The following is a 20604-nucleotide window of genomic DNA, read 5'->3' as shown; positions in this document are numbered from 1 at the left end:
ATCAAGTATATTCATAGCAAGTTTTGGGGGGGAACGGAAACCATGGGGGGAAACTTCATCGGAATCGACCTAGGAGGAACCTCGATCAAATTAGGGGTCACTGATGAGACAGGGCATCTCCTGCACAAGGTGGAGATGCCCACATGTCCTGGGGAGGGGGCCCAAGCCGGTGTGGAGCGAATGGCGGCGGGAGCCCGTCAGTTAGTGGAGTCGGCGGGGATTCCCTGGAAGGATGTAAAAGGACTTGGACTGGGAGCACCTGGCTTTTTGGATCTGGCCCAGGGGAAGATTCTCCGTCTCACCAATATTCCCTGGGAGGATGTGCCGATCCGGGATCAGTTGCAAGATTTGCTCGGAATCCCTGTCGTTCTCGACAATGACGCTAATGTGGCAGCCCTAGGAGAAGCCTGGAGCGGAGCGGGTGCCGGACTGACCGATATGATTCTGATCACTCTGGGAACGGGAGTCGGCGGGGGTGTGATCGCCGGCAATCGTTTGATTCATGGTGCTGGACTGGCGGGGGAGATCGGTCATATTCCGGTGGAGCCGGAGGGGGTCCCTTGCGGTTGCGGGCAACGGGGGTGTCTGGAGACCATTTCCTCAGCCACAGGCCTGGTTCGACTCGTGACAGTAGCCGTGGAAGCCGGGCGCAACACTTCTTTGAAATCCAGTGTGAAGACAGGGACCCTCACCACCCGGGAAATCGTGAATGCAGCAGAGAAGGGGGATTCCGTCGCCCTGGAAGTGATCGACACCGCTGTCGATGCTTTGGCCCGAGTGATGGCCATCTTGACCTTGATCAACCATCCCGCCGCCTTTGTGATCGGCGGTGGGGTATCGGGTGCGGGAGAGACTCTTTTTGCTCCTCTGCGCCGAGCTTATCACCGCCATACCTTACCCGATTCGGCCCGAGGGGTTCAGATCCTTCCGGCCCAACTGGGTAATGACGCAGGGATGATTGGTGCGGCAGGTTTAACTGCAAAAGGAACCATGATGGGTTAAAATATCATATAATGAATGAAAGCAGGTGACGGGGTATGGTTGCTGAAACGGACCAAGAGATTCAGCTGGTGGTGATCACCGGGATGTCGGGTGCGGGCAAATCCGTCGCAATGCAGAGCCTAGAGGATCTCGGCTATTTTTGCATCGATAACCTGCCGCCTGTTTTACTATCCAAGCTGGCTGAGTTATTGGAGCAGTCCGGCGGGAAACTAAGAAAAGCGGCCTTGGTGACGGATCTGCGGGGAAGGGAGTTTTTTCCTACGCTGTTTGAATCCCTTGACACCTTGGAAAAACATCACAATATCCATTACCAGATTCTCTTTTTGGATGCGGCGGATCAAGTGTTGGTCCGCCGGTACAAAGAGACCCGTCGTCGCCATCCCCTGGCTCCAGAGGGAAGTCCCATGGACGGGATTCGTCTGGAGCGCAATCTGCTGGAGGAGATTAAAGGACGAGCCCATCAGATTATCGACACCAGCCATTTGAAACCGGCCCAACTGAAAGAGAAGATCAGCTCCCGCTTTGCCCGGAGGGATCAAGACCGTTTGGCCATCACCTTTCAAAGTTTTGGGTTTAAGTATGGTATTCCCATCGATGCCGATCTGGTGTTTGACGTCCGTTTTCTTCCCAATCCCCATTACGTGGAGTCCCTCAAACCCAATACCGGGTTGGATGCGGATGTGAACGACTACGTGATGAAGTGGGAGGAGACACGGAAGTTCCTCGAAAAGTTGGTGGATATGCTCTCCTTTCTTCTCCCGCATTACCAACGGGAAGGAAAGACCAGTTTGGTGGTGGGGATCGGTTGTACTGGTGGTAAGCACCGGTCGGTCTCCATCGCCGAATACTTGAACCGTTATTTTCAGGATCATGAACAGACTCGAGCAACACACCGGGACATCGAGAAGAGCGGTTGACAGAGAATAAGAGGTGTCCACCATGAAGACAAAAGAAGCCTGCCATCGAAAACGGCGTATCGTGGTGGTAGGAGGAGGAACCGGCCTGTCCGTGATGTTGCGTGGGTTGAAGGAACTTCCTATGGAGATCACAGCCATTGTCACCGTCGCTGATGATGGCGGCAGCTCCGGCCGGATCCGGAATGATCTGCAGATGCCTCCACCTGGGGATATACGCAATGTGATGGTGGCTTTGGCAGATGCAGAGCCTTTGCTGGAAGAGGTGTTGCAATACCGTTTTCAGAATGGAAATGGTTTGGCCGGACACAACCTTGGAAATCTGATGCTCGCTGCCTTAAAAGATATCACCGGAGATTTTAATCATGCCATTCAGTATATGAGCGGGGTGCTGGCTGTCCGCGGTCAGGTTCTTCCCTCCACAGGCGAAGAAGTCAATCTGTGTGCGGTCATGGAAGACGGGAGTGTGGTGGAGGGAGAATCCCGCATTCCCCAAGCGGGTGGAAAGATCCACCGTGTCTTTCTGAAACCCAAAGTGGCCCATCCGCTGCCAGAGGCCTTGCAAGCGATTGAGGCGGCAGATGGAATCATCATCGGACCAGGTAGCTTATACACCAGCATCCTGCCCAATCTATTAGTGAAAGGGATGGCAGACGCCATCCGCAAGTCCCATGCAAAAAAAATATACATCTGTAATGTCATGACCCAGGCGGGAGAGACGGATTACTATACAGCAGCCGACCACGTGACCGCCATTGAGGACCATGTAGGGGAAGGTTTTTTTGACGTGGTGATTGTAAACAAGGAAATCCCACCAGCTTCCATTCAAGAACGTTATGCCCAGGAAGGGTCCGGGATGGTGCGGGCGGATGTGGAACGTTTAAAGAGATTCGGTTGTCAGGTGATTGCGGATGATCTGATGCAATTTCAGCAGGTAGTCCGACATGATGCCGCCAAACTGAATCGATGGGTTCGTCGCCTGGTTCAGGCATAAGGGTCGGAGGGTCGTGACAGAGGATGAAGGAAGTGACGGAGGATGTCCTTTGCATCCGCCACCAAACAGGAACTGACTCGCATCCAATCTCCCTATTGTTGTCGCCGGGCGGAGTTGTCGGCGTTGATACGGATGAATGGAACGGTTCAGATCGGAAACGGTCGAATCGGTCTGGAATTTACCACTGAGAACAATGCGATCGCCCGTCGCACCTACTCTCTGATCAAGGAACTGTACCAAGTGCAACCGGAAGTGTTCGTGCGCAAGAAGATCCGGTTGAAGAAGAATAATACCTATGCGGTACGTCTGTCCAGTGGAGCAGAAGGGATTCTTCGGGATTTACGAATCCTCGGGAAGGGGATGGAAGGGATCAGTGGGATTGATCCTGAATTGACAGCAAAGGAATGCTGTGTGAGATCCTATTTACGAGGGGCTTTCCTGGCTAGCGGTTCTGTCAACAATCCGGACAGCGGCTCCTACCACCTGGAGATGGTCTCCACGTATCAGGATCACAGTGAAGATTTGTGCTCCCTGATGAACCGGTACCATCTCCATGCAAAATGGCTGGAACGAAAAAAAGGCTTCGTCGTTTATCTCAAAGAGGGGGATAAAATCGGCGAATTCCTGAATATTATCGGTGCCCATAGCACCTTATTCCGGTTTGAAGATGTCCGGATTCTGAAAGATATGCGAAACTCTGTCAACCGACTCGTCAATTGTGAAACCGCCAACCTGAACAAAACGATTCAGGCTGCAATGCGACAGGTGGAAAATATCCGTCTGATTGACAGGGAAATCGGTCTGGATCAATTGCCGGACCGGCTCAGAGAAGTAGCTGAGACCCGGCTGAATCATCCGGAGATCTCACTGACGGAACTGGGCCAGATGCTTCCAGGACGAAAGGTGAGCAAATCGGCGATCAACCACCGACTCCGTAAGTTGGAGGAAATCGCACAAAAGTTGAGAGTTGGATCCACTGATCATACATTGTGACCCAGCCCAAATCTTATACATTCCTTGGAGGGATGATCCATGACTGAAAAAAATGTGACTGTGAATCTGAAAACGGGGCTCCATGCCCGTCCCGCGGCGCTATTCGTCCAGGAGGCCAATAAGTACAGCTCTGAGATCTTTGTCAGCAAAAACAATAAAAAAGTGAATGCCAAAAGTATCATGGGGATTATGAGTCTGGCGGTGGCCTATGGTTCGGAGATCACTATTTCCGCTGAGGGTTCCGATGCGGAGCAAGCGATTGAAGCCTTAGCTGCCATCGTCAGCAAGGAAGATTTGTAACCGCGGATACCGACCGAATAGGAGCGCCGGTCCTCACAAAGGACCGGCGCTCTGTCTTGGTCTGATCTTTATCTATCTGTAAAGGTCTTGGCCTTCTTGATCTTATGATACGACGGGGGCCGAGCTGTTTCAATAGACGAAAAGTTATTTTTATATAATATAATTCCCTGACCCTTTGGTCTATCAAGGTGGGGGTCCCACTGGGTTGTACCCTGCTCTTGACATAGAAAATCGGGGTGCATTTCTTAGAAAACGGGATCCACCTCAAAGGCGGGAATGGGTCAGACCCACTTCAATCCATCTAGAAAAAAGACAGACCAAGTTCGGTCTGTCTGCGGGTGGATGGGCGTTTAAGTATTATGATTTAAATTTCGGTAGAGAATGATGTCACTGGGGGCTTGCAACCCGATGCTGTAATTCCATATGTGAAAGGGATACGGTGACACCATGATCGCTTCCGCCGAAACCCTCCTCAACCCGGAAAGATACGGGCATCTGCTGTGGAGACTGCCGGATCAACCGTCGTCTTAGTTACCCGGTTGACGCAGAGAACGGAAGCCTAAAAGGGCGCATCCCAACAAGAACAGTTGGAGTCCGAGTTGGGCAGGGGAAGCATCCACGCCGGTTTCCGGCATCGGCCCCCCAGACTCTTTTTGACTGCTGTTCATCTGTTGCAGGGTTCCGGTCTCTTCTTCATCGGAAGAGGTCCCGGAGTTGTCGGTGTTTCCGTCACCCGAGGGTGTGGCCGGATCATCCGTCGGCGCTGTTCCTGCATTTTGCGCCGCCTCTGATTTTTTGGCCTGTTCCGCAATTTCGTCAAATCCGCAATCCTTCAACTGGATCGGATCTGTTGCAGAATCGGCATCCTGGGCTTCGAGTTGGAAACAGCCGTTCAGATCGACGGGTTGTTCGCCATCTTTTCCGTAGAACACGGCGATGATCTGATAGTTTCTTCCCGGTACCAGGTCGTCGTATTCTGCGGTGAATTTTTTCAATCCGGCGTCTTCAGGTGAGCTTTGTTCATCACTTCCGTTAAGAGTGGTGAACCAGCTTCCGAGGGGTTGAGTCCCCTCGGGAAGGGAGACTTCCACCTGGTGTTTGCCATCTTTGACAGTATAGACGGCTTGGAGGGCAGTATTCTCCTGGGGAGTTTCAGCGAAGGCGAAGGGTGCTGCCGTGAAGGTCAACAACAATATCATCATCGTGAACGCGGCAGTCCTCAAAGCATGTCCTCCTCAGCATGCCCATCACTTACCCAAAGTTAGCGTATCATATAAAGCTGTTAAAAAGCAATTAAAAATTCGGGAAAAAAACAGTGAAAAAGCCAATAAACATGAGGAATTCACAGATTGACGAAAGATACGGAAATCGATGTAGGACGTAGTTTCTATGGAGTATCAACGAAAAAACCGGCTGATCAGGGAGAGGAACATCACCAAACCGACAACAACAGAAACCCAAAACAAGATTCGCTCCTGTTTGTCAAAAGAGTTCACTGGGAAGGCACCCCCTGATGACATGTCTGGTCATTCAATGACGATGCAAAGAGAAGGAGAGACCAACGGAGAGGCACAAGTCTCGCCAATCCCTTCATACAGGCCGAAGCCGGCAATGGATGGATCAGACAGGCCCGAAGCAGAATTTCCGCCAGCTTCCTCTTGATCTTACCCTTGTTCGGGTAAATGCGGGGAAAAGAGAGGTTAACTTTTTATGAATTCCAAGAAATGAGTTCTTGCTTCCGTCAGGCGTGTCGGTTTGGCGATGCAAAAGCATGAATGGTCCCGAAGTGGGATCTTTATAAAAAGAGCCGCAGATCTGCAAAAATCCACGGCTCTAATGGGGCAGGTTACTTTTGATGTTCGATGATTTTATCGATCAACCCGTATTTCTTGGCTTCCTCCGCCGCCATGAAGTTGTCGCGGTCGGTATCCTGTTGAATTTTTTTCAAGGGTTGGCCGGTCTGCTCCGCGAGGAGATGATTGAGGCGATCCCGCATGCGCAGGATGCGCTTGGCGCTGATCTCAATGTCCGAAGCTTGCCCCTGGGCACCGCCGAGGGGTTGATGGATCATCACTTCACTGTTGGGAAGAGCCAGCCGCTTGCCCTTGGTTCCAGAAGAAAGCAGGAAGGCGCCCATGGAAGCAGCCATTCCGATGCAGATGGTCTGAATATCGCACTTGACGTGTTGCATCGTATCATAGATGGCAAATCCGGCGGAGATGGATCCTCCCGGTGAGTTGATATACAGCTGGATATCTTTGTTGGGATCTTCGGTTTGCAGGAACAGCAACTGGGCTACGATAGTGTTGGCCACAGCATCATTGATCTCGCTACCGAGGAAGATAATCCGGTCTTTCAACAGGCGGGAATAGATATCGTAGGATCGTTCGCCACGACTGGTCTGTTCAACCACATAGGGAATTAAATTCATCAGGGTCCCTCCTCTGGGATGGCATATACCCATCATAACCCAGTCAAAATGCAAAGGTCAAGATAGGTCAGGAAATAGCGGAAAATAAAAACGGCAACCGATAATGGCTGCCGTCTCTTTTGGTGCGCCTACCAGGATTCGAACCTGGGCACCTGGTTCCGGAGACCAGTGCTCTATCCCCTGAGCTATAGGCGCACAATCGCAAATTAATCAGCGACAAAGACTATTATAACGAGGCCTCGATAAAAAAGCAAGAGGTCACTTGAAATTGAATATAGTCACAATTGTGCGCCGAAGGGAGGCAACCTGAAAGGAAAATCGCGAATTTTGTTTTTTGCAGAGATGAGGAACCAGGGGCCTTTATGATAAAATATATCTTAAGTGACCGAATAACCTCCTTTTAGATATCAGGAAATCCGCCGGAAATTGCATCGAAGGCGGAAAGGCACACATATACTGAACCACACGGAGGTGACGGAAATGGCTTTATCCATGGATTACGGACTGGTTCAGGATCAGCGGATGAAGCTGGTGATGACCCCCGAACTGCGGCAAGCGATCCAAGTGCTTCAACTTTCAACTGTGGACCTTATACAGTATATACAAGATCAGGCGATTGAAAACCCGGTATTAGAAATAGAAGACCCCGCCCAGATGGCGGAGGCGGATTCAGTGGAGAGCGCAAGTGTGGATCAATTGGCGGATTGGGGAGCCTTTATGAGAAAGGGTGGAAATTTCGGCGGAGCCTCCTTCACCTATGACGAAGAAGAAGGGCATCCGGTGGACCGGATCGCTGATTCAGCCCTCAGTCTGTCCGAAGTTTTGGAAGAACAACTTCGCTACCTTTCCATAGATTCACGCATTTATCAGATCTGCCGGTATATCATCGGAAATCTGGATGAGGACGGTTATTTGAGGTTCAATGGTGAACAATTATGTAAGCGCTTTAATATCCCGGAGTCGGACTTTTCTCGTTCTCTCCAGGTGGTCCAGGGACTGGACCCAGCAGGTGTGGGAGCCCGAGACTTATCCGAATGTCTGATCCTGCAACTGAGACGGCAGGGAGATCTTAGCCCTTTGCTTTGCCACATCGTGAGCGATCACTTGCAGGATCTGGCCGAGGGAAAGCTAAAAAGAGTGGCCCAAACTTTAAATTGCACCCCATTGGAAGTGCAGGATGCCGCCGATCAAATTCGGAAGCTGAATCCCAAACCCGGTCTCGCCTGCCACGGGGAGAGCCCCCGCTATATTTTCCCGGATGTGACTGTGAGAAAAATGCAGGGGGAGTGGGAAGTGTGGGTGAATGAAGGCTATATGCCTCGCCTAGGCATCAGCACCCAGTATGAACGGATGCTGCGGGAGAATAATGAAAGTGCTCACCAAGCGGCCACCTATATCCGAGAACGGATTCAATCGGCGATGTGGCTGTTAAAAAGTATTGAGCAACGACGCAACACGCTGTATCGCGTCAGCCAAGCGATCATGGAAGTGCAACAAGACTTTTTCGAATACGGGGTCTCCCGTCTGAAACCTTTGACCCTGCGGGAAGTGGCGGAAGAGCTGGAGTTGCACGAATCCACAGTCAGCCGAGCTACCCAACATAAATATATCCAGACACCCCGGGGCCTGTTCCCTTTCCGCTTTTTCTTCCCTTCAGGTGTCTCCAATCAGAGTGGTGGGAATACATCTGCCCGCAGTGTAAAGAATCGCATTCAACAGCTGATCCAAGGGGAAAACAAGGGGAAACCCTTGTCTGATCAGGTGATTGCAGACCGGCTCCGAGAGGCGGGGATCCACATATCCCGCAGAACCGTCGCCAAATATCGGGAAGAGATGGGGATCATTTCGTCCCAAGCGAGGCGCAGGTTCGATTTGTGAAAAAGATTCATTTGCCTGAAGACAGCATCTACCCGATTCCGCGGGTCCCTCTTGTCAGGAGTACGGAAATGAACTACAATCGTGAAAGAGGATGCTGTCTCTTTTTTTAACCTAATTGGGACGTATTTTGTCACGAGGGACATTTTTCGTCCCGTACCGGAGGCGATCATGGAGTCCATTCTGAAACTGCAGAGCATACTGCTTCCCGATCTGTTGGAAGTGATGCGCAAACGATATGAAGTATTACGTCACCTGCAACTGATGCAACCGGTGGGGAGACGGGGTCTTGCTGTCGCTCTCAACCAGACGGAACGGGTCTTGCGGGCAGAAGTGGAGTTTCTCAAGGAGCAGGGTCTCCTCCGGATTGAATCAGTCGGAATGACCCTGACCCCGTCTGGAGAGGGGCTGATCCTGGAGATGGAGCCACTCATCAAAGAGCTCTCCGGTTTGACGGAACTGGAGACCGCCCTCGCCCACGTGCTGCAACTGAAAAGGGCGGTGGTGGTTCCAGGCGATTCCGACCGGTCGGACTGGGTGAAAAAAGAGATGGGGCGGGCAGGTGCCCGTCTGTTAAAGGAGATGGCCCGACCGGGACAGGTGACGGCAGTGGCCGGAGGAACCACTGTGGCTGCCGTCGCCGATCAGATCACCGCAGCCCCGGTTTTGAAGGAGACGATCTTTGTCCCTGCTCGGGGCGGACTGGGAGAGGCGGTAGAGTTGGAAGCCAACTATATCGTCTCCCTGATGGCCCGCAAGTCCAGTGGACAATACCGGATGCTCCACGTTCCCGAACAATTGAGCGAAGAAGCCTTGGAAACCCTGGTACGGGAACCTCACATCCGGGAAGTGATGGAGCTGGCTCGTTCGGCCCGCATTGTCGTTCATGGGATCGGAGATGCTAAGAGCATGGCAACCCGGCGAAAGTCATCCCCTGAATTGTTGAAGCTGTTGGAGGAAAAAGGGGCGGTGGGGGAAGCCTTTGGCTACTACTTCAACCGCCAGGGGGAGATTGTCTATCGCGGCCGTCATATCGGCCTCAGCTTGGAAGATCTGGAAAAAGTTGAGATGACGATTGCGATTGCAGGCGGAGCGGCCAAGGCGGAGGCGGTGGCGGCGGTCTGCCCGGTTTCCGGCAGTGGCGTGTTGGTCACCGATGAAGCGGCTGCTCGCGCCATTCTTGAAAGGGCCCATTGAATTTTTAATTTGATTTCAATAACGGAGGGATCCCTATGACAACCAAAATCGGGATTAATGGATTTGGACGTATCGGACGTGCTGTTTTTCGAATCGCCATGGCTCATCCAGAGTTGGAAGTGGTGGCGATCAATGATCTGACCGATTCGGAAACATTGGCCCACCTTCTCAAATACGATTCGGTTCATGGACGATTCGACGGCTCCGTTGAGGTCTCCTCAGGGGGACTACGGGTGGATGGAAAAGAGATCAAGGTCTTGGCCGAACGAGATCCAGCCCAGCTTCCTTGGGGTGAACTCGGAGTGGAGATTGTTGCGGAATCTACCGGCCGTTTCACCAAAAAAGAAGATGCGGAAAAACATTTGCAAGCTGGCGCCAAAAAAGTGATCATCTCCGCTCCGGCTAAAAACGAAGATTTGACGGTAGTGATGGGGGTAAATGACGATCAGTATGATCCTGGCCTTCATCAGGTGATCTCCAACGCTTCCTGTACCACTAACTGTTTGGCACCTGTGGCCAAAGTGTTGCACCAAACCTTCGGTGTTCGTCGCGGTCTGATGACCACCGTTCACTCCTACACCAATGATCAGCAGATCCTGGATCTTCCCCATAAGGACTTGCGTCGGGCCCGTGCTGCGGGATTGTCCATCATTCCCACCACCACAGGGGCGGCCAAGGCTGTAGCCAAAGTGTTGCCGGAGTTGGAAGGGAAACTGAATGGTTTTGCGATGCGGGTGCCCACCCCGAATGTTTCGGTGGTTGATTTTGTGGCGGAGTTGGACCGGGATGTCAGTGTGGATGAAGTGAATGAAGCTTTTCGCAAGCAGGCGGACACCGGATTGAAAGGGATTCTGGGCTATACCGATGAACCTCTGGTCTCCAGGGATTACAATGGAGATACCCACTCCTCTATCGTCGATGGACTGTCCACTATGGTTCAGGATGGAAACATGGTGAAAGTAGTGGCTTGGTACGACAATGAATGGGGCTTTTCCAACCGCATGGTGGACCTGATCCATCACATTGCCAAGAAAGGTGTGTCAGTCTAAAATAAAGGGGAAAAAGAGAGGAGAGGGGAAGACTCTCCTCTTTTTCTCTATGTCGAGGAGGAAGACGATGAACAAGCTGTCGATCCTAGATGTGGATGTTAGAGGAAAGCGCGTCTTTTGCCGAGTCGATTTCAATGTACCACTAGATCAAGGAAGGATTACTGATGACAATCGGATTCGGGCAGCTCTGCCGACGATCCGTCATCTGACGGAACATGGGGCGCGAGTGATCCTGGCCAGCCATTTAGGAAGACCCAAGGGGAGAGTGGTGGAGGAGTTGCGGCTGACTCCTGTCGCTGAACGCCTCTCCCAACTTTTGGGACAACCGGTGGTCAAGACGGAGCAAACTGTGGGCGCAGAAGTAGAGCAAGCGGTCGCTGGACTGAAGGAAGGGGAGATACTCCTATTGGAGAATGTCCGCTTCTGTCCCGGTGAGGAAAAAAATGACCCACAGTTGTCCCAGGACTTTGCCAAGTTGGCAGACCTCTACGTCAACGACGCCTTTGGCACCGCTCATCGGGCCCATGCCTCCACAGCGGGGATTGCCGAGCATCTGCCGGCGGTGGCGGGTTTCCTGATGCAACAAGAACTGGAAAGCTTGGGGCGAGCTCTGCAAAATCCTGACCGTCCCTTTACAGCGATCATTGGAGGAGCCAAGGTGAAAGACAAGATCGGCGTCATCGACAACCTGTTGGAACAAGTGGATCACCTCCTGATCGGCGGCGGACTCTCCTTCACCTTTCTGAAAGCTAAAGGATTGGAGATCGGCCAGTCTCTACTCGAAGCGGACAAGATCGATTTGGCCCGATCCTTCATGGAAAAGGCGGAACAGAAGGGGGTCCGTCTTCTTTTGCCTGTGGATGCGGTGGTGGCCCCTGCTTTTGCTGCCGATGCCCCTGCGAAGACGGTGGACGTGGAGGCAATCCCGGCGGATTCCATGGGATTGGATATCGGTCCACAAACTCGGGAGTCCTTCGCCGAGGTGATCCGTTCCTCCAAGTTGGTGATCTGGAACGGTCCCATGGGTGTATTTGAGTTTGACCGGTTTGCCGAGGGCACCTTTGCCGTCGCTCGGGCAGTCGCCGCCTGTACGGGGATGACCATCATCGGCGGAGGGGATTCCGTGGCTGCTATCAAAAAATCGGGTTTGTCAGAACAAGTGGGCCATATCTCCACCGGTGGTGGCGCTTCCCTGGAATTGATGGAAGGGAAAACGCTTCCGGGAGTGGCGGTTCTCCAAAACAAGTAATCAGGTGGTGAATCACATTGCGAAAATCAGTCATCGCAGGAAATTGGAAAATGTACAAAACGGTGACGGAAGCGCTGGAGTTTTTCTCAAAGGTTGAATTTGCCGGTAAAACAGACCGTGTCGAGACCGTAGTGTGCGCTCCTTTTGTCGCATTGCCTGCACTGGTACAAGAAACGAAAGCGAGTGGGATCCAGATCGGAGCTCAAAACATGCACTGGGAGGAAGAAGGGGCCTACACCGGTGAAATCAGCCCGTCGATGTTGACAGCGCTGGGAGTGACCCACGCGATCATCGGCCATTCCGAACGGAGAGCCTACTTTGCTGAGACTGATGAATCGGTCCGGCTCAAAACCCGTTCCGCCCTGGATCATCAGCTCACTCCCATCGTATGTGTGGGAGAGACCCTGGAAGAGCGGGAGGCAGGGCGTACGCGGGAGTTGGTGCGGGAACAAGTGGTGGCCGCCATCCGAGGGTTGAGTTCCGAAGAGGCTTGTCGGCTCATTTTAGCCTATGAACCGGTCTGGGCGATTGGGACCGGCCGTTCGGCCACTGTGGAGGATGCAACGGATGTGATCCGATTCATCCGTAAAAGTGTGGCAGATCAGTTTGATCAACAAGTGGCCAATGAAGTTCGCATCCTCTATGGAGGGAGCGTTAAACCGGACAACATCCAATCTTTTCTCGACACAGAAGAGATTGACGGAGCTCTGGTCGGAGGGGCCAGTCTGGACCCCAGTTCCTTTGCCCGGCTGGTAGAAGTTGCTGCTCAACGGGGGGATTTAGGATGAGTCAACGAAAACCTGTCGCTTTGGTCATCCTGGATGGATTTGCTCTCCGGGAAGAGACTCACGGCAATGCAGTCGCTCAAGCGAAAAAGCCCAACTTTGATCGATACTGGTCCCAGTATCCCCATACCACGCTTACCGCTTCAGGAACGGGAGTAGGTCTGCCTGAGGGGCAGATGGGCAACTCGGAAGTGGGCCATCTCAATATCGGAGGCGGTCGGGTAGTCTATCAGGATCTGACCCGGGTCAGCAAATCGATTGCGGAAGGCTCCTTCTTCGAAAATGAGACCTTTCTCGGAGCAATTCGCCATGTGAAAGAGAACCACAGCACCCTTCATCTCTATGGACTCCTCTCTGACGGCGGGGTTCACAGTCACATCGATCACCTGTTTGCACTCCTCGAACTGGCGGCCCGAGAGGGGCTCCAGGATGTCTGCATCCACGCCTTTCTGGATGGACGGGATGTCGCTCCCGACTCTGGCGTCAAATATATCCAGCAGTTGCAGCAGAAGATCGCTGACACCGGCGTGGGACGGATTGCCTCGGTGATGGGCCGCTACTATTCCATGGACCGGGACAACCGCTGGGATCGGACGGAGAAAGCCTACCGAGCCATGGTGTATGGAGAGGGGCCCCACTACCAGGATCCGGTGCAGGCGGTGCAAGAATCCTATGAGCAGGGTGTCTACGATGAATTTGTGACGCCGACAGTCATTGTGGATGAACAGGATCAACCTGTCGGCCCCATCCAATCCAAGGATGCCGTCATCTTCTACAACTTCCGTCCTGATCGGGCCATCCAGATTTCACTGCCCTTCACCAACGAGGATTTCCAGGGCTTTGACCGAGGAGAGAAGCGACCGGGCTCTCTCTATTATGTATGTCTGACTCAGTTCAGCGACGCGGTTGAGGGATATGTGGCCTATAAACCGACCAATCTGGAGAACACTTTCGGGGAAGTGGTCTCCCAGCACGGACTGAAGCAGCTCCGGATCGCTGAGACAGAGAAATATCCCCATGTCACCTACTTCTTCAGTGGCGGTCGGGAAGAGACTTTTCCCGGTGAAGATCGGATCCTGATCAAATCCCCCAAAGTAGCCACCTACGATTTGAAACCGGAGATGAGCGCCTATGAAGTGACGGAGGCGCTGGTGCAGGAGATCGAGGCGGAAAAACAGGATGCGATCGTTCTCAACTTCGCCAATCCAGACATGGTGGGCCACTCTGGCAAACTGGAGCCGACCATCCGTGCAGTGGAAGCGGTGGATGAATGTCTGGGACGGGTCATAGATGCACTGCAGGCCCACGGGGGAACCGCAGTGGTGATCGCCGATCACGGCAACGCGGATATGGTGTTGAACGAAAACAACGAGCCGGTCACCTCTCATACCACTTTCCCTGTCCCTTGTATCGTCACGGATTCAACCGTCAGCTTGAGAGAAGGCGGAATCCTAGCAGATGTGGCTCCGACGCTTCTTCAATTGTTGGGCTTGCCGCAACCTGCGGAGATGACCGGTCGTTCTCTAATTAAATAACTTTTGACAGTAGCGAGGAGGATGCATGCATGAGCATGATCATCGATGTATATGGCCGGGAAGTACTGGACTCTCGGGGAAATCCCACTGTTGAAGTGGAAGTGATTCTGGATTCTGGTGCCGTCGGTCGGGCAATCGTTCCTTCCGGTGCCTCCACCGGGGCCCATGAAGCGGTGGAGTTGCGCGATGGGGATCGGGGTCGCTTTCTGGGAAAAGGAGTGCTCCAGGCGGTGCAAAACGTCAATGAAGTGATCGCGCCGCAAATCCAAGGGATGGATGCATTGGATCAGGTCGGGATCGATCGTGCCTTGATCCAATTGGACGACACCCCGAACAAAGGGAATCTGGGAGCCAACGCCATCCTGGGTGTTTCCATGGCCGTAGCCCGGGCAGCGGCGGAAACGGTAGGTCTTTCACTCTATACTTACCTCGGCGGATTTAATTCCAAGGTTCTTCCCGTACCGATGATGAATATCCTTAACGGCGGGGCCCACGCAGACAACAACGTGGATATCCAGGAGTTCATGGTGATGCCCGTTGGAGCAAAAAGCTTCCGCGAAGGTCTGCGCATGGGAGCAGAGGTCTTCCATCATCTGAAAGCGGTCCTCAAGGAGAAGGGGCTTTCCACCTCTGTAGGTGATGAAGGAGGCTTCGCGCCGAACCTCTCTTCCAACGAGGAAGCGTTGCAAACGATTGTTACCGCAGTGCAGCAGGCGGGATACCAACCAGGAACCGATGTGTTGCTGGCTCTCGATGTGGCCTCTACGGAACTGTACAAAGAGGGCTCCTACCATCTGGCGGGAGAAGGAGTTTCCAAGTCTGCTGATGAGATGATCGCCTATTATGAAGAGCTGGTACAAAAATATCCGATTATCTCCATCGAAGATGGTCTGGCCGAGGATGATTGGGAGGGCTGGAAAAAGTTGACCCAGCGTCTGGGGAAAAAGGTTCAGCTGGTAGGTGACGATTTGTTTGTCACCAATACGGTTCGTCTTCAGGAGGGGATCGAAAAAGGGGTGGGCAACTCCATCCTGGTGAAAGTCAACCAAATCGGTACCCTGACCGAAACCTTTGATGCAGTGCAAATGGCGACACGGGTGGGTTACACAGCGGTCATCTCCCACCGTTCCGGTGAGACGGAAGATACCACCATCGCTGATATTGCCGTAGCCACAGGGGCAGGTCAGATTAAGACCGGGGCTCCTTCTCGAACCGACCGGGTGGCTAAGTACAATCAATTGCTCCGGATCGAAGAAGAGCTGGAGCAGAACAGTCAGTACCTAGGGAAGAATACTTTTTACAATCTGCGCGGATAACTTATCAGCCGGACCTAATCGGGTCCGGCATTCTTATGTCCGTGGGTTGCACTTTTATTGAAAACTGCAGTCGGTTGTGATACATTAACACCAGTGAAAAATCGAACGGGCAACACCCGATCGGAGGTGTAGCATAACTATGAAACTCGCCATCGACATCATTTTGGGCATTGTTTGTGTCGCACTGATTCTCGTGGTTTTATTGCAATCAGGTAAAAGTGCAGGCCTTTCCGGTGCGATTGGGGGAGCATCCGAACACTTGATTGGGAAGACTAAGGCCCGCGGCATAGATGCGCTGTTGGGGAAAGTCACCGTCGTTTTGGCCGTCCTCTTCATGATCCTTACCCTATGCGCCGCCTTCTTTGTCAGTTAAGAATCGCCCTTGGAGTGATCTTCTCAGTTGGATGGGGAGCTGAGGGAAAATAGGAAATAACAGACCCGCATGTCCAGCGGGTCTGGAACGCTTGTTTGGGGTTGCGAGGATCCATTTTTCTTAAAAAAAGTTGAAAAACCCTCTTGTCAAAAAGAGAGGGCCATGCTATTATAATAAATGTCTGGTGGCGATGGCGGAGGGGAACCACCCGTTCCCATCCCGAACACGGAAGTTAAGCCCTCCAGCGCCGATGGTACTTGGGGCGCAGGCCCCTGGGAGAGTAGGACGTTGCCAGGCAGAGAGACAGCTCCGCAGAGCTGTCTCTTTTGTTTTTTTTATGACATGGTTTTTGATCTGTGATATCTGTGATACCCTGAAAACAGACCCGGTTTCCAGTTCTTTTTCCATCTGAGCCCGGTTCGAAATCGACTGGGTTGGAAAAACTGAGATTACAGCAGGGTCCAGACAAGGAGAGGAGACCCAAGAGCATGAAGATCAAACGCCGTTCTCCGGATCCTTTTTTTTATCCAGGAGGAGAGACGGGAATCTTATTGGTGCATGGTTTTACGGGAACGCCTTCAGAGATGCGCCCCCTGGGACAATTTTTGCGGGATCAAGGATATACCGTCCATGCTCCGTTGCTGGCGGGTCATGGCACCACTCCTGAAGATATGGAACAGAGTGCTTGGCCGGATTGGTGGAAGAGTGTGCTGGATGCCTATGATCGTTTGCAGGAGGAGGGGAATGTGCGCCAGATTTTGGCCGTGGGCTTGTCCATGGGTGGGGCATTGGCGCTCCAACTGGCACATACCCAGCCTTTGGCGGGAGTGGTTTCGCTCTGCGCTCCGGTTTGGCTTCGGGACAAACGCCATCACCTGGCTGGGGCTGCCCAGTGGGTACAGCGTTATCATAAACGAGGTGGGGGCAAACTCCCTCATATTGAGGAGCACCTGGTTCCCTATGATCGCACTCCGCTAAAATGCATTTCCAGTCTGAACGTACTGATCCGGCAGGTGCGGCGAAATCTTTCCGAAGTGGAAGTTCCAGCGTTGATCATACAGTCCAAACTGGATGAGACTGTGGATCCGAACAGCGCTAAATACATATACAAGCATATTTCCTCCAGAGAAAAACAGCTCCGGTGGTATGAAAAATCGAGTCACATCATCACCTTGGACAAAGAACGGGAACGGTTGTTCAACGAGATCGACGCTTTCGCTGTCCAAGTGACCGGAGATAACCGCTGAACCGGCTCATGGGGGGAAAGGAGATTAAATAGGTGGAACCGGAAATTCTGAAATTCATGCGAAAAAATGCATACAAGCCTTTGACCGCGGAAGAATTGCACCAATCCTTCGCAGATCTGGAGTGGAACTCTTTTATCGATATCCTGAATCAGATGGAAGCGGAGGGCAAGATTGTCCGCACCCGAAGCCATCGTTATGGGGTGCCGGAGCGTCTCAATCTGGTTCGCGGTCGGTTGCAGGGAAATGCCAAAGGATTTGGTTTTGTGATTCCTGATGCGGAGTTTCCCTTTGAACAGGATGTCTTTATCCATGGGACAGATATGAACGGAGCCATGGATGGGGATTTCGTGTTGGCCCGGGTAGAGAGCTACAAAAAGGAAGGCAGGAGGCCGGAAGGGGAAATTGTGCGTATTTTGAAACGAGGTCGGACGGAAGCAGTGGGCACCTACTCCGCCTCTAAACATTTCGGCTTTGTCATTCCCGATGATAAACGTCTCTCATCAGATATCTTCATTCCCAAGGAAGCCATCAGCGGTGCCAAAGAAGGGGATAAAGTGGTGGTTGAACTGACTAGTTACCCCAAAGGGCGGCGCAGTGCTGAAGGCAGAGTGAAGGAAGTGATCGGTCATAAGGATGATCCGGGAGTAGATATTCTGTCGATTATTCGCAAATATCATCTGCCAGAAGCATTTCCCACCGAGGTGATAAAAGAGGCCGAGACCGTCCCGGACTCCATCACTGCCGATGAGATCCAGGGGCGCCGGGATCTTCGCGGGCGGCGCATGGTGACCATCGACGGGGAAGATGCCAAGGATCTGGATGACGCAGTCTCCGTGGAGACACTGGAGGGTGGCAACATCCGGCTGGGTGTCCATATCGCTGATGTCAGCTATTATGTCAAAGAGAACAGCGCACTGGACCGGGAGGCGTATCTTCGGGGAAACAGTGTCTATCTGGTGGACCGGGTGATTCCCATGCTTCCCCAACGACTGTCCAATGGGATCTGCAGTCTGAATCCCCAGGTGGATCGGCTCACCATGACCTGCGATATGGAACTGGACGGTCAAGGGAACTTGATTCACCACGAAATTTACCCCAGTGTGATCCAAACAGACGAACGGATGACCTATCATGATGTGAAACGGATTCTGGTGGATGAAGACCCGGAATTGATTCAACGTTACCAGACCTTGGTGGAAGACTTTCGCCTGATGGGACGACTGGCCAAGATCCTGAACCAGCGACGTGTGAACCGGGGAGCGATCGATTTTGATTTTCCTGAGGCCAAGATCTTGGTGGACCCTCAGGGCAAGCCGGTGGAGATCGTAAAAAGGCCCCGCACCGTAGCTGAACAGATGATCGAAGAGTTTATGCTGGCGGCCAATGAAACGGTTTCGGAGCACTTTTTCAAGCGGAAGATTCCCTTCTTGTACCGGATTCATGAGCGTCCCAATCCGGATAAACTGCAATCCTTCGTTGAGTTTATCACCCGGTTTGGTCACTCTGTTCGGGGAAAGATAGATCGGATCAAACCCCGTGCCCTTCAGCAGTTACTGCATGAAATCAAAGGAGAACCGGAAGAGCCGGTAATCAGCAAGGTGATGTTGCGCTCCATGCAACAGGCCAAATACTCACCGGAATGTCTCGGTCACTTCGGTTTGGCAGCTCCATATTATTCTCACTTCACCTCACCGATCCGCCGCTATCCTGATCTGATGATTCACCGGATCATCCGGGAAGTGTTGGAGAATGAGGGAAAATTGTCGGACAAGCAGCGGAGTCATTTCAAGGATGTGCTGCCCGCGACGGCGGATCATACCTCGGAGCGGGAGCGGATCGCCATTGATGCTGAGCGAGAAACCGATGATCTGAAGAAAGCCGAGTTTATGATGGACAAGGTGGGAGAAATCTTCACGGGCACGATCAGCAGTGTCACTTCCTTCGGTGTCTTTGTTGAATTGGAGAATACGGTGGAAGGCTTGGTCCATGTCAGTTACATGACCGATGATTACTACCATTTCAACGAATATAGCATGTCTCTGATCGGGGAACGAACCGGAAAAGAATACAATATCGGAGATCCGGCCCAGGTTCGGGTGACCGGAGTGAACCTGGATGAGCGCAAGGTCGACTTTGAATTCACAGAGGGGGAAGATTCCGACTCGCCCCGTGCGGCCCAGGTACCCTCAGCGGAGACCAAGGTAAAAAAACCGCACAAACCCACAGCCGGCCGTACAGGCCGTACCAGCCGTGCCACCTCCGCCAAGCCAGGTAAACCCTCTACCAGTCCCACCAGTCGCCGCAGAAAAAGCAAAGAGAAGGGGCACAAAGGGAAAAGAAATAAGCGAAAAAGATAAGGCGGGGCCAGGGCTGTTGATGAACCTGAAAATGGGCGGTGGTGTGTTATTACCTTAGCGACATACCATCTGAAATCAAGGTAGCCATCTAGCCAGTGGATAAGTTTACGAGAGGGCGACTGGACCATACCCAGAGCACACGTCCTACCTGCTGCACGATCAGGGAGGATAGGGTTTCACATGGAGCGATTTTGGATCGTCAGAACTTTGATGCCGGAATGTGAAACCCTATCCCGACCGTCGGCGAACGCAGGGGTTCACCACGTTACTAGGGGCGACATTTGCTCCCATCCCGGTTGCCCCTGCTCGAGGTGATTCTTAAGCGAACCGTCTCCATTTCCTTGGGGGATGGCAGGGTCATCTCCCTCATCAAAAGGCGGGGAATCTTCCATTGACACCGATCCTCTGTGGTTGGTATAATTTAGATTACGATATTTAAAGATGGAGGTGGGGCACGATGTCCAAGGGCGGAGTCAAAGTGGTGGCCCGGAACCGAAAAGCCCGTCATGAGTACCATGTGGAAGACACTTATGAAGCGGGCATCGTGCTCACGGGAACCGAGATCAAGTCGATTCGGCAGGGGCGGGTCAACCTGAAGGACAGCTATGCCTTGATCAGTGACGGAGAGGTTCACCTGGTCAATATGCATATCAGCCCTTTTGAACAAGGCAATCGGTTTAACCAGGATCCTACCCGAACCCGAAAACTCCTGCTACACAAAGAGGAGATCAACAAGCTGATCGGATTGACCAAGCAGAAGGGATTTACCCTGGTCCCGCTGGATCTTCATCTTCGCAACGGCTACGCCAAGATTCAATTGGCCTTAGCCAAAGGGAAGAAACTGCACGATAAACGGGAAACTGCCGCCAAGCGGGATGCGGACCGGGAAATCCGCCGTCAGTTGAAACAGAGGGTGTTGGGATGACTCCTACCGGATGAAACCTCCGGCGGGATTCCGCAGGAAAACCCTTTACAAGCAAGCGTGAT

18 protein-coding genes, 1 tRNA gene and 1 rRNA gene are annotated in these 20604 nt (G+C 52.7%); 17 read left to right on the top strand and 3 right to left on the bottom strand.

Features of this window, described 5'->3' with window-relative positions:
• Nucleotides 1–42 precede the first annotated feature (42 nt).
• From JOD24_RS12835 to JOD24_RS12815, 5 genes are read left to right on the top strand one after another with little or no spacing between them, the layout of a single operon-like run.
• Complete coding sequence (locus tag JOD24_RS12835; protein WP_380165562.1) at nt 43–1002, top strand: ROK family glucokinase; 960 nt, start codon at nt 43–45, stop codon at nt 1000–1002.
• Nucleotides 1003–1037: 35 nt separating this feature from the next.
• Nucleotides 1038–1919 carry an RNase adapter RapZ gene (rapZ, locus tag JOD24_RS12830; protein WP_380165564.1) on the top strand — a complete coding sequence of 294 codons (882 nt, stop codon included), beginning with the start codon at nt 1038–1040 and terminating at the stop codon, nt 1917–1919.
• A 22-nt stretch (nt 1920–1941) separates the two neighbouring features.
• Nucleotides 1942–2910, top strand: coding sequence for a gluconeogenesis factor YvcK family protein (locus JOD24_RS12825; protein WP_380165566.1), 969 nt, complete (start codon nt 1942–1944; stop codon nt 2908–2910).
• Nucleotides 2911–2952: 42 nt separating this feature from the next.
• A complete protein-coding gene (whiA, locus tag JOD24_RS12820) occupies nt 2953–3903 on the top strand; it encodes a DNA-binding protein WhiA (RefSeq protein ID WP_380165568.1) in 951 nt (316 codons plus the stop codon).
• 39 nt (nt 3904–3942) lie between these two features.
• Complete coding sequence (locus JOD24_RS12815; RefSeq protein ID WP_380165570.1) at nt 3943–4203, top strand: HPr family phosphocarrier protein; 261 nt, start codon at nt 3943–3945, stop codon at nt 4201–4203.
• A gap of 527 nt (nt 4204–4730) precedes the next feature.
• Here JOD24_RS12815 and JOD24_RS12810 read toward each other — a convergent pair.
• From JOD24_RS12810 to JOD24_RS12800, 3 genes are all read right to left on the bottom strand, one after another.
• Complete coding sequence (locus tag JOD24_RS12810; RefSeq protein WP_380165572.1) at nt 4731–5426, bottom strand: hypothetical protein; 696 nt, start codon at nt 5424–5426, stop codon at nt 4731–4733.
• Between the two features lie 623 nt (nt 5427–6049).
• Nucleotides 6050–6634 carry an ATP-dependent Clp endopeptidase proteolytic subunit ClpP gene (gene clpP, locus JOD24_RS12805; RefSeq protein WP_380165574.1) on the bottom strand — a complete coding sequence of 195 codons (585 nt, stop codon included), beginning with the start codon at nt 6632–6634 and terminating at the stop codon, nt 6050–6052.
• Between the two features lie 120 nt (nt 6635–6754).
• Nucleotides 6755–6829: transfer RNA gene (locus JOD24_RS12800), tRNA-Arg, on the bottom strand.
• A 285-nt stretch (nt 6830–7114) separates the two neighbouring features.
• Here JOD24_RS12800 and rpoN point away from each other — a divergent pair.
• The 12 genes from rpoN to smpB all read left to right on the top strand — a co-directional run bounded on the left by rpoN (nt 7115) and on the right by smpB (nt 20542).
• Nucleotides 7115–8512 (top strand): RNA polymerase factor sigma-54, encoded by a 1398-nt coding sequence (rpoN, locus tag JOD24_RS12795; protein ID WP_429247041.1) that lies wholly within the window; start codon nt 7115–7117, stop codon nt 8510–8512.
• 168 nt (nt 8513–8680) lie between these two features.
• Nucleotides 8681–9706: a sugar-binding transcriptional regulator gene (locus tag JOD24_RS12790; protein ID WP_429247040.1), complete on the top strand. Its 1026-nt coding sequence runs from the start codon at nt 8681–8683 to the stop codon at nt 9704–9706.
• Nucleotides 9707–9741: 35 nt separating this feature from the next.
• The gene (gene gap, locus JOD24_RS12785; protein ID WP_429247039.1) at nt 9742–10755 is read left to right on the top strand and encodes a type I glyceraldehyde-3-phosphate dehydrogenase; all 1014 of its coding nucleotides are present in this window, start codon (nt 9742–9744) and stop codon (nt 10753–10755) included.
• 67 nt (nt 10756–10822) lie between these two features.
• The gene (locus tag JOD24_RS12780) at nt 10823–12004 is read left to right on the top strand and encodes a phosphoglycerate kinase (protein ID WP_429247038.1); all 1182 of its coding nucleotides are present in this window, start codon (nt 10823–10825) and stop codon (nt 12002–12004) included.
• A gap of 17 nt (nt 12005–12021) precedes the next feature.
• The gene (tpiA, locus tag JOD24_RS12775; protein WP_429247037.1) at nt 12022–12792 is read left to right on the top strand and encodes a triose-phosphate isomerase; all 771 of its coding nucleotides are present in this window, start codon (nt 12022–12024) and stop codon (nt 12790–12792) included.
• Nucleotides 12789–14324 carry a 2,3-bisphosphoglycerate-independent phosphoglycerate mutase gene (gpmI, locus tag JOD24_RS12770; protein WP_429247036.1) on the top strand — a complete coding sequence of 512 codons (1536 nt, stop codon included), beginning with the start codon at nt 12789–12791 and terminating at the stop codon, nt 14322–14324. The genes tpiA and gpmI overlap by 4 nt, the downstream gene beginning before the upstream one ends.
• A 29-nt stretch (nt 14325–14353) precedes the next feature.
• Entirely contained in the window at nt 14354–15640 is a 1287-nt protein-coding gene (gene eno / locus JOD24_RS12765; protein ID WP_429247035.1) for a phosphopyruvate hydratase, read from the top strand.
• A gap of 139 nt (nt 15641–15779) precedes the next feature.
• Nucleotides 15780–16013, top strand: coding sequence for a preprotein translocase subunit SecG (gene secG / locus JOD24_RS12760; protein ID WP_380165590.1), 234 nt, complete (start codon nt 15780–15782; stop codon nt 16011–16013).
• Nucleotides 16014–16193: 180 nt separating this feature from the next.
• Nucleotides 16194–16310, top strand: a 5S ribosomal RNA gene (gene rrf / locus JOD24_RS12755).
• 191 nt (nt 16311–16501) lie between these two features.
• Nucleotides 16502–17260, top strand: a complete 759-nt coding sequence (locus JOD24_RS12750) for an alpha/beta hydrolase (RefSeq protein WP_380165592.1) — start codon at nt 16502–16504, stop codon at nt 17258–17260.
• A gap of 32 nt (nt 17261–17292) precedes the next feature.
• Complete coding sequence (gene rnr, locus JOD24_RS12745) at nt 17293–19617, top strand: ribonuclease R (RefSeq protein WP_429247034.1); 2325 nt, start codon at nt 17293–17295, stop codon at nt 19615–19617.
• A gap of 457 nt (nt 19618–20074) precedes the next feature.
• Complete coding sequence (smpB, locus tag JOD24_RS12740; protein WP_380165596.1) at nt 20075–20542, top strand: SsrA-binding protein SmpB; 468 nt, start codon at nt 20075–20077, stop codon at nt 20540–20542.
• Nucleotides 20543–20604 lie beyond the last annotated feature (62 nt).

This window comes from Kroppenstedtia sanguinis, assembly GCF_050433445.1.
GTDB classification, from domain to species: domain Bacteria; phylum Bacillota; class Bacilli; order Thermoactinomycetales; family DSM-45169; genus Kroppenstedtia; species Kroppenstedtia sanguinis.
The sequence above is the reverse complement of the archived record's forward strand: the minus strand, read 5'-3'. Positions and strand labels throughout refer to the sequence as shown.